The sequence below is a fragment of the Serratia sp. 201 genome (genome assembly GCF_037027545.1).
GTDB lineage: Bacteria > Pseudomonadota > Gammaproteobacteria > Enterobacterales > Enterobacteriaceae > Serratia > Serratia bockelmannii.
This window is the reverse complement of the sequence record NZ_JAXCHC010000002.1, coordinates 1,039,720-1,053,795: the sequence shown is the minus strand read 5'-3', so window position 1 is coordinate 1,053,795 and position 14,076 is coordinate 1,039,720. Positions and strand designations below refer to the sequence as shown.

The following is a 14,076-nucleotide window of genomic DNA, read 5'->3' as shown; positions in this document are numbered from 1 at the left end:
AATTCAGGCCGCCATCTTAGCACTCGCGGCGGCCGTGCGAACATCCCTACCGAAAATTGCTTACCAGGGCACGAAGCGGGTCACCGAACAGATGCCCAACGCAAAATTTCCACCGTCGTCGCAATAGCTATCCAGCGCCAGCAGGTAGAAAAACAGGCAGGCAGCGACGGCCGTCATTATCACGAGGATTTTTTTTCGCAACAAATTTAGCAGCCTCATTGTTATCTGGGTAATCTATCGCGCATGTTATCACAGCGAAGTTAAACGAAGTTTAACTTTCCGTTTAGATTTCTGGCTATTGCCCGGTTTTCAGACTGTTACCCTTGTCGTCGCGCGGCAGTCATGGCTAGATGAACCCTCAGGGATAATGAGGAAGCGCAATGAGCAAATTGATTAAGTGGGTACTGGTGCTAGCGGTCATTTACGGCGGTTTTTTGATCTCGGGTTACGGCGTGCTGATCGGCAGCAACAAAAACGTTGGCGGGTTGGGATTGCAGTGCAAATACCTGACGGCGCGCAACGTGGCGATCGCCCAGTACGTGAATGGCGACAACGGTTTCATCGGCGTAGCCGACTGCCCGTTGTTCAAGAAAATCGAAACGGTGGTGGATTAACCGCCACCGCCCGACGCCGTCGCTTTGCGGCGGCCCCGCCTCAGCTGCGGGTGAATTTCATCTCGATCAGCGCAATCGCCTTGTCAATCGCTCGGCGTGTCACCGGATCGGCACCTGCCGGGTGCGTGGAGAAATCAATGCTTTTTAGCTGACCCGCCATCTTGTCGCGCACTTCGGTCGGCGCAATCACGTCGATAACGTCCAAAATCTGTTTGATGACCAGTTGGCAAGCGACCAGATCGGAAGCCAGTTCCTGCTCGTTGCTCAGCATGTCAGACATAATAACTTTCCCTCTTGATTCAAACGCCGCACAGAATAGCACGGCGTCCGCGCCATTGCCCGCTCTCCCCGTTTTTTTCCCCTTCTGCGCACCGCCGGGCAAAAGCCCGCGGCGGATTAGCCTATACTTGCAGCATGACGGTGGCAAAAACCACCCATAAGCCACAACCAACAGGAGAAAGTTATGGCGAATCACAATGTGAAATCCTGGGCGACAGTGCGTGAAACTTCGGTGGAAATTGCCGAAGCCATTTTTGAGCTGGCAGGGAACGACGAAGTGTTGGCGCAGAAAATCTGGGAAGAAGGCAGCGATGAAGCACTGGAGAAGGCGTTTGCCAAAACCACCGCCGACCAGCTTTATTGGGGAGAGGAAACCGTCGAGCGGAAAAACGTTTGAGCGCCCGCGCAACAAAAAGCCCGGGTTTCTGACCCAGGCTTTCCCGATTAGCGAACGCCCCGCTCAGCGGCGTGCAATGTCTCTTGCTCTCACGGCTCTTCACCTCCCACACTTTCCGCATTTTTCATGCTCATCACCGGCATCGCCATAAAAGCGCCGACGCCCACGATTACAACCAGAGTAATAATCACTGTCATTAACATGCGATCACCCCATCAACGTTGAGTTGTTACGGCTGACTCTGTTTTGGCGGTTACTTGCTGTGGCCTTCTTTCCGTCCCCCACCGCGGCGGCGACAGTCTCAGATTAGCCGTTTTTCCTTTCGGCTGACAAGCGGCGGTTCAACGGTTTTTCCGAATAATCCCCCCCGGTCATCGGTGGCGTTTTTGTCCACGGCGGCAAGTTGTGTATACTTCACCGCTATGTAGGTCTCACACTGACGCACTGATGATACAAGAACACCACCTCTCATTGGTCTGCGCCCTCAGCAAATGGGTCGAAACTCACCTCGGACGAGTGATCCATCTCGAAGAGTTGGCCGAGTACTCCGGCTACTCGCTGTGGCACATGCAGAAGCTGTTCAAAGAAGCGACAGGGATTTCGCTCGGCAAATACATTCGCGAACGCCGTCTGGCCGGCGCGGTCTATCAACTGCGCAGCAGTGAAGCATCGATCTTCGATATCGCCCTGGACTTTGGCTTCGGTTCACAGTCCCACTTCACCTACATGTTCAGAAAGCGTTTTAATATCACGCCCTATGATTTTCGCCAGGATTTGAGCGTCGATCTGCACATCGATCCGCCGCTGCACGTCATTCATCAAAAATCCGCCTGAAGCCCGCCGTAAACCGGCGGGTTAACGCGTCCCCCAGACCGCGAGTATCGCGATCGCGGCCGGCAGCGCCTGCACCCAGAGAATTTTGCGGCTGGCGCTCAGGCCGCCGAATACGCCGGCCGCCAGCACACACCCGAGAAAAAACAGCTGCAGCGCCATATCCTCACGCCAGTAGCCCCATGCCAACCCCAACGCCAGAAAGCCGTTGTACAACCCCTGATTGGCGGCCAACACCCGCGTGGCTGCAGCGAACTCCGCCGTCGTGCCGAATGCGCGTCTGCCGAGTGGCGTACGCCACAGGAACATTTCCAACACCAGGATATAAAGATGGAGCGCTGCGATGAGCAGCAACAAAATATCGGCAAAGAGTTTCATGATGATCCCTGTCGTTTATTGAAGATGTCGTCAATTATAAACGCCGCCTCTCACCTCCCCATCGATAGAGATAAAAAAACCCGCCGAAGCGGGTTTATGCAGGAGTCATTTTTTGAGGTTAGTTTAATACGGCGACCAACAATGCCGCGACAGAGACCCAAAACAGCGCCGTGGCAACCACGACATGGGACAGTCTTGCACGATAGAGTACCTGGCTCATAATGACCTCACTGACATCTGACTAACGGGAGACAACCTGACTTCCTGAGGATTATCCTAAACTTCTTCTCGTTGTCATTATATGCGCCAGATCACTTTTCCGCCGAGAAACCTTATATTGTCCTAAAGCTGGAGCCGCGATCACATTAATTACGCCTTATTAGAGCGAAATAAGCCGAATAATCGCGGCGATTATATCCTAACGCTATCAAACATCGCTCCAGGGCAGGCGTGGCGCGGTCATGCGCTCACCAGAATAACCGTCAACCACCGGGAAACGCGGCGCCTCTTGCTCCCAATCACGCTGAGCCTGAGTAATTTCAGCCTTGCTATGGCCAACGAAATTCCACCAGATAAGGATCTCTTCGTTTAGTGGCACTCCGCCGATTAATAATCCCCGGCTGCCCTTCCGTGCATTTAACCCAATAGAGTTATTCTTCATGCCCAAATAGGCGAACTCATCAGGTGAAAAAGTTTCACCATTAAGTTCAAATGCACCAATAAGGGGCAAAAAGCCGATTTCATAATCATCGCGCAGCGGCAATTCTATCCTCGCCGCTTCCTGCCACTCCATATCAATGGCAATTAGTGGCGAGAAAGTAAACACCGGTGAACGATAAGCGCCAAATTCCCCGACCAACAAACGGTGATTCACGCCGTTATTCTGCCATTGTGGCAAGTCCGGATAGTGATCGAAACGTGGCGCCATGTCGGCATGTTCGGCCGGCAGCGCGATCCATAATTGTGCGGCATGCAATCGCCGCTGCTCGCCCACCGACTGTTCCGTATGCGCAATGCCACGCCCTGCGGTCATCAGATTAACCTGCCCTGGGCGAATCACTTGCTCACTGCCGAGGCTGTCACGGTGCAGCACTTCACCCTCTATCATCCAGGTGAACGTTTGCAGCCCGATGTGCGGATGCGGCCCCACATCCATGCCGGGCGAGGTGCCGTTGAATACCGTCGGTCCAGCGTGATCGAGAAAACACCAGGCGCCGACGGTGCGCCGCTCCCGAGTTGGCAACGCACGATTGATCGGGATACCTCCCACTTCGGCATTACGCACGGCAATACGTTGTATCTGGCGCACGCCGTCAACGACAGGGCATTCGCGTGAAGATGAAGAGAGCGTAGGACGTGACTGACTCATCGCAAAGACCTCCTGAATGGCGCCGATTCGCCAAGGGTACCCCCAATCTTAACACAGGGTAGCCCCCACAGAGCGGCGACGCTCAGCGCGTTCGCGCGATTCAGGACGCTTTGATATAGCAGCTCTTGATGTCTATATCGTCATGCGCGTGCCTGAGATCGGAGAAATAGGTCACGCCAAAGAGAATTGATACCACCAGCAGCACGGACACCAACAGGCCGATGATCGCCAGCAGTTTGGTTTCATCATGGAGATTAGGCTCCATTTTATCTCCCCTAGTTAATCGCGTCAGGTCACCCACAGCGTGACCGCCAGCGTAAAGATAATCAGTGAGCAGGACGCCACCGCCAACACGACGATCGCAAATTGCGCATCACCCAAGGTTTCTCGATAATTTTTATCCGTTGAGGCGTTACGCTGTTGTTTCACTAAATCGGTTTTCACTCGTTCAACTGCTGCATTGCTGTTTGACGGGGCAAAATATCCCCTCAGAATAAGGCACGCACGTTGGCGCCTTGGTCGTTCCGGCCTCAACCGGGAGATGACGCTATCAATTTTCCCCATCAGGGTCAACACCGCCCCTGCCGGCGAGCGAGCAGGGACACAGGGGAGATGTAACTGGCATGGAGATCGCAGGGAAATAAGAGACGCCTATTGCAGAGGACAAAAAAAAGCCCGGTACGCAACCGGGCTATGGCAGACCTACGCGTTATTGCGGGATACGCAATACCTGCCCCGGATAAATCTTGTCCGGGCTCGACAGCATCGGCTTGTTGGCTTCAAAAATCTTGTTGTACAGATTGGCGTTGCCGTACATCTCTTTAGAGATCGCGCTCAGCGTATCGCCCTTCTTCACGGTATAGAAGCGGCTCTCGGCGTCGGGTTGCGTCACCGCCACCTTGTCTTCCACCCCGCTGATACCCGCCACGTTGCCGATAGCCACCAGGATCTTCTCTTTTAACTCCTGGCTGACGGCATCGCCGGTCACTACGGCTTTACCATCGACCACCTGCACATCGACTTTGTCGGTGCCCGGCAAGCCGCTCTTATCGAGATGCTCCTTGAGTTTGGCGCCTTGATCTTCGGCGGAGGCATTGCCGGTGACTGTGTCCCACAGTTTTTCTCCCGCTTCTTTGACGAAGTTAAACAAGCCCATATTCACTCCTTTTGATGGTTGCATTAATGCGTTTAAGTAAGGCTTGTTAAGCTTAGCATCGTCAAAAGGATATGCCATCCGCTCACGGCGCCAGAAACGGGTAGAGTATTCCGAAAGTGTCGTCAGCGGCGTTTCAACGGTGATTAATTGCGCAATGATGCTGAAAAATCGTGCTTTTTTACCTACACTGTTGCAGACAAGGCAACTCGACGAAGGAGGCGTGCAACGATGTACGCATTGGTGATGTTTGTCTGTTATCTGGATGGTGGCTGCAGTGAAATGGTGGTCGACATATTGCGCGACGAGCCACAATGCCTGGTCGCGATGAAGGAACAGAACTTGCGACACGCCGGTTGTTATCCCATGGAAGAGTTCATTGACGGCTTCTGGTTGCCAGCCAGCGAATATTCGGATTTTTAATTCCCTCCCCGCGCGATGCTGAGGAATTTCTGATTTCATCAGAAACTTCGCCTTCCTCCGAGGCATAAGGACGCTGTTTTGCTAAATTGCGGCTCCCGAAGAAGAGAGAGACAGAGAAAGGTCATGCCAGCATCAGCTCATTCCAACGAGCAATATGAAACTCTGCTGCGCGACGTCAGCCTGGCGTTAGGCGACGCAGTGTTGCAGTTAATCAAAAACCATAAAAAAGTATCCGGCGGCAATATTCTTTCACAGCTGGTGACCGAAATAGAGCGGGAGCAGGATCAGCAACGTTTCGTCGCGCTGCGTTCCGCCATTGAGCTGGTCGGGTTGGCACCCAAAGGCTGAGTTCCCGATAAAACAAAGGCAGGGCTTGCGCCCTGCCTGAGGTTAATGACAAACCTGATGACATTACCAGGTTTACCGAAGACAACCTTTAAAATAAGGAAAATCAATTCATTGATTTTCGACTGCTCACCACAAAGGAGGAAAAACCACGCTTTTTCCTCCTTTGTCAGCAAGCTAAGGCAGGGCTTACGCCCTGCCTGATTACCACTCCCGACACAGGATGAAGGTAATGAAATTGCCGCTTAGAAGCGATACGTCAAGCTGACGGCAACGATATCATCGTTGGCCAGTTTCAGTTTGTTATTGTCGCTCAGCTGGTTGATTTGATAATCAACGTAGGTGTACATATTTTTGTTGAAGTAGTAAGTCGCCCCCACTTCCACATATTTCACCAGGTCGGCATCACCGATCCCTTCGATATCCTTGCCTTTGGACTGCACGTAGCCCAAGGAAGGGCGCAGGCCGTTTTCGAACTGATACTGGGCCACCACTTCGAAGTTTTGCGTTTTATTGGCGAAGCCGGAGGTGCCATTGACGCTGATCGGCGTCATGTTACGGGTTTCGGCATACATCGCGGCCAGGTAAACCTGGTTGGCGTCGTATTTCACTGCGGTGGTCCATGCAGTGGCGCTGTCGCCCTTACCATACTGCAGCTCTTTTTGCTTGCTGGTGCGGTTAGAATCAGAGAACGCCGCCGCTACGCCGATGCCGGAACCGCCGATGTCCTGGTAGTCCAGGGACAGGCCGTAACCGTCGCCGTTTTGCTTGGTCACGCTGCGACCGTCGCCGTCGTTTTTACCCTGATACTGCACCGCCAGATTCAAGCCTTCCACCAAACCGAAGAAATCACGGTTACGGTAGGTAGCCAAACCGTTGGAACGGGCGGTCATAAAGTTATCGGTATAGCTGTAGGAGTCGCCGCCGAATTCTGGCAGCATGTCGGTGTAAGCCTCGGCGTCATACACCACACCGTAGTTACGGCCGTAGTCGAAAGAACCGTAGTTGCCGAATTTCAGCCCCGCGAAGCCCAGACGCGTTTTGGTGCCGGCGGTGCCCTGCGCTTCGTCGTGATTGGCCTGGACGTTGTATTCCCACTGACCGTAACCGGTCAACTGGTCATTGATTTGCGTTTCGCCTTTGAAGCCCAGGCGAACATAGGTCATATCGCCGTCATTGGACTTACTGTCGCTGAAATAATGCTTGGCGTTAACGCGGCCGTACAGGTCGAGTTTATTACCATCCTTATTGTAGATTTCAGCCGCGTTGGCGAAGGAGGTGATCGCCCCGAGGGCGACAGCTAAGGCTAATACACTGCGTTTCATCATTTATTTTCCTAGATATTATAATTAGAACCCTGCCCGTCACGCCCAATTTATAGTTTGGGCTGTGATTTTATCTTTTGGTATTTTATGAGCCCCCCTAATGTGGGGTGATGTGACATTAGCATCATGAATCAAAACTTAAAATCAAAAAGTTCATGAAACAACGAGGAGAAAGCATGTTTATTTGTAACTAAATATTTCCAAGAAGAAAGCATATAACCTATTGAATATAAGAATTTTTTATCACATAACTTATAACCAAAATGGTGCATCGCACTCTTTTGGTGCATTTTGGTTTCGTTTTGCGTGCTTTCTGCGCGATTCAAAAGTAACAACAAAATTAGCATGGTTATTAAAAACGTTACTTATTTCACATTTTTATCTTAACAATCTCACCAGGCAATTAAGGCTTTCAGATAACGACCTGATACAGCCTTTTATTCACGCGTATAAAAGGAGGTATTAGGAACGAATAAAATTCGCCTTAGGGCAATTAAAATAGCGGGAAATAGCAGAGCAAAATAATGAACGGAATAACGGCGGCGCGCTGACGGCGCCGCCGAGGATAAATCAATAGAGCGTAGAACGGGAAACTTCGCTCAACAGCATGCCAGCGCGCAGGCCCAGCGCCACAGTGGGGTTAGGGAACAGTATCCACGCGCCCTCTTGGCCAACGCGATAGTCCTCCTGCGGCTGCTCGCACAGCAACATCCCCGGTTTCAACTCGGTGAAGTTGGCCGTGTCATCATCCAGGTGCAGCTTGAAATCCTCGCTGTGTTTGATCAACGAATGCATCACACGGAATACCCGGATCGCCTCGCCCTCGCGCTCCGGCAACGGCCCCTCGCTGACCGCCGCCCGCAAAGCGCGATCGATGGCAGCAAACTGCTGTAGATCGTTGCTGCCAAACGGCCGCGCCTTGCCCAGCTCGAGCGTACAGCTCGCCGCATTGAGATGCTCGCTGGAATAGTGGCTAAACGTCCCGCCTGGTGCGCTGTGCACCACCAGCGCATCCAAATCGGCGGCATCCAGCAGCTTCAACATCGGCTCACTGTACGGGCGTTTCTGGAAAGGCAGAATGCCGAAACGTGGCAACCGCGATTCACGGATGGCGGTGTGCAGATCGTAATGGAAACGCGCCGCCAGTTCCCCATCGAAAAAGGCGGCGAGCGCACGCTCCAACTGCTGCGCACGCACGGTCTCGCCGCTGGCGGCGAAGTTGCGGTAGCGGCCGCCGAACATGCGGTTCATGTCGCTGTGCAGATAACGCTTGCCGGCCCGCATCGCCGCCGGGTTGCCCAGCACCACCAACAGCCGCACCGTCAGCGGCAACCGGCCGATCAGCAGATCGCCAACCAGCTGATTGAGCAGTTCAATCGGCGCGGTTTCGTTGCCGTGCACGCCCGCCGACATGACCATCGCCTGGCGGTAAGGCTGCCGCGGCATAAGCTCCAGCACGCCTTCCCCCTGCCAACGCCAGCGCAGCTGCGGCGTTTCACCTTGCCATTCGACGGGTTCGTTCCCTTCCAGCGTCAGGGGCAGTAGATCGATCATGCCGCCTCCCTTAGCGTTGGAACGGATAAATGGCGCCGAGACCGAGGATCGACGTCAGCGAATCCAGCGCCTCACGCCCTTCGCGCAGCAGCAGCGGATCGGCCAGGTCATCCTGCGTCAGGCGATCGCGGTAATGGCGATCCACCCACTCGTTCAGCGTCGCGAACAGCCGCTCGTTCATCATCACGCGTGGATTCACCGCCCGCAGCTCCTGCTCGTTGAGCGCCACCCGCAACCGCAGGCAGGCCGGGCCGCCGCCGTTGCGCATGCTTTCGCGCAGGTCAAACACGCGAATTTCATCGATCGGGCCGCCGCTGCCGACCATGTCGTTCAGATAACGCCACACGCCGGCATGTTGGCGCGACTCTTCTGGCACCACGATCATCATCTTGCCGTTCGGCTTGGTGAGAATTTGGCTGTTGAACAGATAGGTCGCTACCGCGTCCGCCACCGAGACGCGCTCTGTCGGCACCTCGATTGCCACCAGCTCGCTGTCCAGCGTCGCCATCTTGCGGCGCACGTCATCCAACGCCTGTTGCTGGCGGTAAAACGCCTGCTGGTGGTGGAACAGCACGTTCTGGTTACTGACCGCTATCACGTCGTTATGGAATACGCCCTGATCGATCACCGCCGGGTTTTGCTGTACGAAGACCGTATGCTGCTCGTCCAGTTGGTGCAGGCGAGCGATTGCCTCGCTGGCTTCGCGCGTTTGGCGCGCCGGATAACGCGTCGGCGCCGTTTCGCCACCGAATTCCTGACGACCGTAGACGAACATCTGCACGCTGCGCTTGGCGTAGTCGCCGCCCAGACGGTTATGGTTGGCCGCCCCTTCGTCGCCGAATAACGCCACCTGCGGCAGCGCCTCGTGGTGGGCAAAATGCCGATCGTCGCTGAACATCGCCCGCAATACGGCGGTGGTGGTTTCCGCCTCGATGGCGCGGTGGAATTTATTGTTCAGGTTGGCGGCAGTGAAGTGCACCTTGCCGTCGGCGCTGTCCGCCGAGGGCGACACGGTGGCCGCATTGGCGGTCCACATGCAAGACGCCGAGCTGAGCGCCGACAGCAAACGCGGTGATTGACGCATCACCTGCGCCAGCACCGTCTCATCGCTGCCGCTGAAGCCCAGGCGACGCAGCATCGGCAGATGCGGCCGCTCCTGCGGCGGCAATACCCCTTGCTGGAAACCGAGATCGGCCAGCGCCTTCATTTTCAGCAGACCTTGCTTCGCCGCCAGCTTCGGGTTCGATACGCTGTTTTGATGCTGCGTAGAGGCCTCGTTACCGAACGACAGCCCGGCATAGTGGTGCGTCGGCCCCACCAAACCGTCGAAATTGACTTCATATCCTGACATGGCTATCCCCTGGGGATGGCCTGCGGCAGCGCCATCGCGCCGCCGCAGACGATTAACGGAACGACAAGCCCGGCGAGAGCGTCGCCGGCAGCGACAGGCTTTCGCTTTCCAGCGACGCCATCGGCCAGGCGCAATAGTCCGCCGCATAGAAGGCGCTTGGGCGATGGTTGCCGGAGGCTCCCACGCCACCGAACGGCGCCGCGCTGGACGCTCCGGTCAGCGGCTTGTTCCAGTTGACGATGCCGGCACGCGCTTCCAATAGCAACCGCTCGAACAGCTCACGCTGCGGCGATACCAGCCCCACCGACAGGCCGTAGCGCGTCCGGTTGGCCAGCTGCAGCGCCTCGTCGAAATCGCGGTAACGCACAATCGTGGTCAACGGCCCGAAGTACTCTTCGTCCGGTACGCCGGCCACGCCGGTCAGCTCGATGATGCCCGGGCTGAGCAGCGAACTGCCCGGCTCCAGCAGGCGCATGGTCAGCAGCGATTTGCCGCCCAGCGCCAGCAAGTTTTGCTGCGCTTTCAGCATGTTCTCCGCCGCGGCTGCCGACACGACGCCCCCCATGAACGGCTGCGGTTCGGCATCCCAACGGCCAACGCGCAGTTCGCCCGCGACCTGAACCAAACGCGCGATAAAGGCGTCGCCTTCCGCCCCCTGCTTCACCAAAATGCGGCGTGAACAGGTGCAGCGTTGGCCGGCGGAGATAAACGCCGATTGGATAGCCAGGTTGACCGCCGCGTCGCGATCCTCGAAGCCATCGACGATCAGCGCGTTGTTACCGCCCATCTCCAGCGCCAGGATCTTCTCCGGCTGCCCCGCCAATTGGCGATGCAGGTGATAGCCGGTGCCGGCGCTGCCGGTGAACAGCAGGCCGTCGATATTCGCACTGGCCGCCAGCGCTTCGCCGGTTTCCCGGCCGCCTTGCACCAGATTGATCACCCCGTCCGGCAGGCCGGCCTGCTGCCACAGCTTCAGGGTTTCCTCGGCGGTCAGCGGCGTCAGCTCGCTCGGTTTGAACACCACGCAGTTTCCGGCCAGCAGCGCCGGCACGATATGGCCGTTCGGCAGATGGCCGGGGAAGTTGTAAGGCCCGAACACCGCCAGCACGCCGTGCGGGCGATGACGCAGCACCGAAGCGCCGTCGGCCATCGCCGTCTGGCTAAAACCGGTGCGCGATTGGTAGGCCTGCAGCGAAATGCCTACTTTACCGATCATCGCCTGAATTTCGGTCAACGTTTCCCAACGCGGTTTACCGGTCTCACGGCTGATGGTTTCCGCCAGCGACTGTTTGTGCTCTTCCAGCAAGGCGGCGAAGCGTTTCACCAGCTGTTCGCGCTGTTCAAACGGCGTACGCGCCCAGGCGGGAAACGCGGCACGCGCGGCCTCGCAGGCGGCGGCGACGTCGTCAGTATCGGCGGCGTTAGCGCGCCACAGCGGCTGGTTGCCGACCGGATCGGCTTTGCCGAACTCGGCGCCGCGGCCCTGCCGCCAGACGCCGTTAATCAACAGAGCAGGATGGGACATCATGCTTTCTCCTGTGCAATAAGGGGGAGCACCCGCACCGGGCTGCCCTGCTCGACGCCCAGCGCCGCAGCGGTGGCGGCGTTGATATGCAGGCGGTCGTCATACAGTTCGGCATTGACCAACAGTGCGCGGTAGTTCTGATAGTTGTCGTTGGCCACCAGATGCACCGGCGCATCAGCGCGCATCGGCGTGTCATCCAGCACCACTTTCACCAGGCGGCTCTGCTTCACCGCGCGGATATGGTCGATCTCGGCTTCCAGCGTCGGGCCGCCGTCGAAGATATCGACGTAGCCCTGATAGCTCAGGCCTTCCGCCTCCAGCAACCGGCGTGCCGGCAGGGTTTGCGGATGCACTTCGCCGATCACTTTCTGCGCGTCTTCGGCCAGGAAATCGACATACAGCGGATGTTTCGGCATCAGTTCAGCGATAAACGCCTTTTGTCCGGTGCCGCTCAGGTAGTCCGCCTTGGCGAACTCGATGGAGAAGAAACGGTGGCCGACGCTCTCCCAGAACGGCGAACGGCCGTTTTCATCTGAGAAGCCGCGCATCTCGGCGATCAGACGGCGGGAGAAACGCTCGCGGAATGCGGCAATAAACAGGAAACGCACCTTCGACAGCAGTTTGCCGTTCTCACCGTGGCGATAGTCCGGATCGAGGAACAGCGTGCACAGCTCCGAATGGCCGGTATGATCGTTGCTGAGGAACAGGGTCGGTACCGATTTATAGACGTTCAGCTGTTTGGAGGCATGTACCTGCGTGCCGACGCGGAAGCTGTACCAGGGTTCTGCCAGGCCGACAGCCACTTCGATCGCGCAGACCCCCACCGCCTGCCGGCGCTCGCTATCCTCCAACACGAACAGATAACACTGGTCACTTTGCGGAAGTTCGCCTTGCCAGGTTTTTAACGCCCGCTCAATGCGTGCCGACAGGGTATCTTCATTTTGCGGCAGTGAAGTGAGACCGATGCCAGATTTACCGGCAAGCGTCAACAAATCCGCCAGATCGCGACGCTCTATAGGGCGAATAATCATCATAATGCGAACCTCTTCTGAATCAGGCTGCGCCGGTGAAGGCGCAGCCCGCTGATTAGCTGCAAATGCGCGCCACGGCACGCGCGAATCGCGCCAGCCCCTCTTTCACATCCTGCTCAGGGATGATCAGCGACGGCGTGAAACGCACCACGTCCGGACCGGCGATCAGCGCGATGACGCCTTCTTCGTTGGCCAGTTGGGTGATCTGCTTCGCTTTGCCGGCATAGTCCTTCGTCAATTGGCAGCCGATCAGCAAACCGCCGCCGCGAATGTCGGCGAAGATCGGGTACTGGCGATTGATGTCGTTCAATCCGTCGATGAACCACTGGTGACGCTGCTTGACGCCTTCCAGCACTTCCGGCGTGTTGATGATGGAGAACACTTCCCCCGCCACCGCCGTCGCCAGCGGGTTGCCGCCGTAGGTGGTGCCGTGGGTGCCGACACCCAGCGTTTTCGCCAGCGCATCGGTGGTCAGCATGGCGCCGATCGGGAAGCCGCCGCCCAGCGCTTTCGCGGTGGTCAACACGTCCGGCACCACGCCGTACTGCATATAGGCATACAGGTGGCCGGTGCGGCCGACGCCGGTCTGTACTTCGTCGAAGATCAGCAGCGCGTTATGACGATCGCACAGTTCACGCAGCCCCTGCAGGAAACTGGCTTCCGCCGGCAGCACGCCGCCTTCGCCCTGGATCGGCTCGACGATCACCGCGCAGGTGCGATCGTTGATAAGCTCGGCCGCTGCGGCCAGATCGTTATACGGCGTATGAGTGATGCCGCCCGGCAGCGGCGCAAAGTCCTGCGAATATTTTGGCTGGCCGCCGGCGGACACGGTAAACAGCGTGCGACCGTGGAACGCGTTGTTGAACGCCACAATCTGATCTTTACCGGCGCCGTGCTGATCGTGCGCATGTTTGCGTGCCAGTTTCAGCGCCGCTTCGTTAGCTTCGGCGCCCGAGTTACAGAAGAACACCTTGTCGGCGAAGGTGGCGTCGATCAGTTTTTTGGCCAGGCGCAGCACCGGTTCGTTGGTATAGCCATTGCCCAGATGCCACAGCTTGCCTGCCTGCTCCACCAGCGCCGCCTTGACCGCCGGGTGCGCATGCCCCAACGCGTTAACCGCGATGCCGCCGGCGAAATCGATATAAGACTTACCCTGCTGATCCCACACCTGCGATCCTTCGCCCCGCACCAGAATAAAATCGGCAGGGGCATAAACCGGGACCATCCAGTCATCGAAAGACTGGCGGGTAACTGCGATTGGCTGTTCCATAGTGACCTCATAATCTCAGCAAAGGCTGAATTTTGACTGTAAGGGTCGCTCAAGCCCGGTTAGGCCGCCACAATGCAAAAAAACCGTTGTTCAAAACCGACTTTCGCGGCGGAGAAAATACTGTCCCTTACCGCTGATTTAGAAACAAATCTGTTACATAAAATCGATTTTTCACTATTTATGGCGTATATCCGGTCCCTGAGCGGGGAGTAAATGTTAACGAGCAGTTAA

At 56.6% G+C, this 14,076-nt stretch carries 18 protein-coding genes; 5 read left to right on the top strand and 13 right to left on the bottom strand.

The window, feature by feature from the left end:
• Window positions 1-60: 60 nt before the first annotated feature.
• A complete protein-coding gene (locus WA302_RS13220; protein ID WP_004927688.1) occupies window positions 61-219 on the bottom strand; it encodes a PhoP/PhoQ regulator MgrB in 159 nt (52 codons plus the stop codon).
• Between the two features lie 161 nt (window positions 220-380).
• Between WA302_RS13220 and WA302_RS13215 the strand changes: the two genes are divergently transcribed.
• Complete coding sequence (locus WA302_RS13215; RefSeq protein ID WP_004927690.1) at window positions 381-614, top strand: YobH family protein; 234 nt, start codon at window positions 381-383, stop codon at window positions 612-614.
• Window positions 615-654: 40 nt separating this feature from the next.
• On the opposite strand, the gene WA302_RS13210 is transcribed toward WA302_RS13215, so the two are convergent.
• Entirely contained in the window at window positions 655-894 is a 240-nt protein-coding gene (locus tag WA302_RS13210) for a DUF2766 family protein (RefSeq protein WP_025303170.1), read from the bottom strand.
• Window positions 895-1,077: 183 nt separating this feature from the next.
• Here WA302_RS13210 and WA302_RS13205 point away from each other — a divergent pair, with 183 nt between their 5' ends.
• Window positions 1,078-1,290, top strand: a complete 213-nt coding sequence (locus WA302_RS13205) for a YccJ family protein (protein ID WP_004927694.1) — start codon at window positions 1,078-1,080, stop codon at window positions 1,288-1,290.
• Window positions 1,291-1,737: 447 nt separating this feature from the next.
• Window positions 1,738-2,124 carry a helix-turn-helix domain-containing protein gene (locus WA302_RS13200; RefSeq protein ID WP_004927697.1) on the top strand — a complete coding sequence of 129 codons (387 nt, stop codon included), beginning with the start codon at window positions 1,738-1,740 and terminating at the stop codon, window positions 2,122-2,124.
• Between the two features lie 21 nt (window positions 2,125-2,145).
• Here the strand turns inward: WA302_RS13200 and WA302_RS13195 are convergent, their stop codons facing one another.
• The 5 genes from WA302_RS13195 to lysM all read right to left on the bottom strand — a co-directional run bounded on the left by WA302_RS13195 (window position 2,146) and on the right by lysM (window position 5,024).
• A complete protein-coding gene (locus WA302_RS13195) occupies window positions 2,146-2,499 on the bottom strand; it encodes a DUF1304 domain-containing protein (protein WP_089181012.1) in 354 nt (117 codons plus the stop codon).
• 427 nt (window positions 2,500-2,926) lie between these two features.
• Window positions 2,927-3,868 carry a pirin family protein gene (locus WA302_RS13190; RefSeq protein ID WP_261456430.1) on the bottom strand — a complete coding sequence of 314 codons (942 nt, stop codon included), beginning with the start codon at window positions 3,866-3,868 and terminating at the stop codon, window positions 2,927-2,929.
• Window positions 3,869-3,968: 100 nt separating this feature from the next.
• A complete protein-coding gene (locus WA302_RS13185) occupies window positions 3,969-4,133 on the bottom strand; it encodes a hypothetical protein (RefSeq protein ID WP_162837923.1) in 165 nt (54 codons plus the stop codon).
• A gap of 23 nt (window positions 4,134-4,156) precedes the next feature.
• Window positions 4,157-4,312, bottom strand: a complete 156-nt coding sequence (locus WA302_RS13180; RefSeq protein ID WP_016927390.1) for a hypothetical protein — start codon at window positions 4,310-4,312, stop codon at window positions 4,157-4,159.
• Between the two features lie 265 nt (window positions 4,313-4,577).
• Window positions 4,578-5,024, bottom strand: a complete 447-nt coding sequence (gene lysM / locus WA302_RS13175) for a peptidoglycan-binding protein LysM (protein ID WP_025303174.1) — start codon at window positions 5,022-5,024, stop codon at window positions 4,578-4,580.
• A 228-nt stretch (window positions 5,025-5,252) separates the two neighbouring features.
• Here lysM and WA302_RS13170 point away from each other — a divergent pair, with 228 nt between their 5' ends.
• Together WA302_RS13170 and WA302_RS13165 are read left to right on the top strand one after the other, a co-directional pair.
• Window positions 5,253-5,444: a YebW family protein gene (locus WA302_RS13170; protein ID WP_004934567.1), complete on the top strand. Its 192-nt coding sequence runs from the start codon at window positions 5,253-5,255 to the stop codon at window positions 5,442-5,444.
• Window positions 5,445-5,567: 123 nt separating this feature from the next.
• Entirely contained in the window at window positions 5,568-5,792 is a 225-nt protein-coding gene (locus tag WA302_RS13165; RefSeq protein WP_261456431.1) for a biofilm development regulator YmgB/AriR family protein, read from the top strand.
• A 242-nt stretch (window positions 5,793-6,034) separates the two neighbouring features.
• On the opposite strand, the gene WA302_RS13160 is transcribed toward WA302_RS13165, so the two are convergent.
• From WA302_RS13160 to WA302_RS13135, 6 genes are all read right to left on the bottom strand, one after another.
• Window positions 6,035-7,117, bottom strand: coding sequence for a porin (locus tag WA302_RS13160; RefSeq protein ID WP_025303175.1), 1,083 nt, complete (start codon window positions 7,115-7,117; stop codon window positions 6,035-6,037).
• Window positions 7,118-7,684: 567 nt separating this feature from the next.
• Window positions 7,685-8,668, bottom strand: coding sequence for a succinylglutamate desuccinylase (gene astE, locus WA302_RS13155; protein ID WP_043143868.1), 984 nt, complete (start codon window positions 8,666-8,668; stop codon window positions 7,685-7,687).
• Between the two features lie 10 nt (window positions 8,669-8,678).
• A complete protein-coding gene (astB, locus tag WA302_RS13150; protein ID WP_025303177.1) occupies window positions 8,679-10,019 on the bottom strand; it encodes an N-succinylarginine dihydrolase in 1,341 nt (446 codons plus the stop codon).
• Between the two features lie 52 nt (window positions 10,020-10,071).
• On the bottom strand, window positions 10,072-11,544 hold the full coding sequence (astD, locus tag WA302_RS13145) for a succinylglutamate-semialdehyde dehydrogenase (RefSeq protein ID WP_089181682.1): 1,473 nt from the start codon (window positions 11,542-11,544) through the stop codon (window positions 10,072-10,074).
• Window positions 11,544-12,578 (bottom strand): arginine N-succinyltransferase, encoded by a 1,035-nt coding sequence (gene astA, locus WA302_RS13140; RefSeq protein ID WP_049204091.1) that lies wholly within the window; start codon window positions 12,576-12,578, stop codon window positions 11,544-11,546. Before astA ends, astD begins: the two co-directional genes overlap by 1 nt.
• Before the next feature lie 52 nt (window positions 12,579-12,630).
• Entirely contained in the window at window positions 12,631-13,845 is a 1,215-nt protein-coding gene (locus WA302_RS13135) for an aspartate aminotransferase family protein (protein ID WP_025303180.1), read from the bottom strand.
• Window positions 13,846-14,076: the final 231 nt, after the last annotated feature.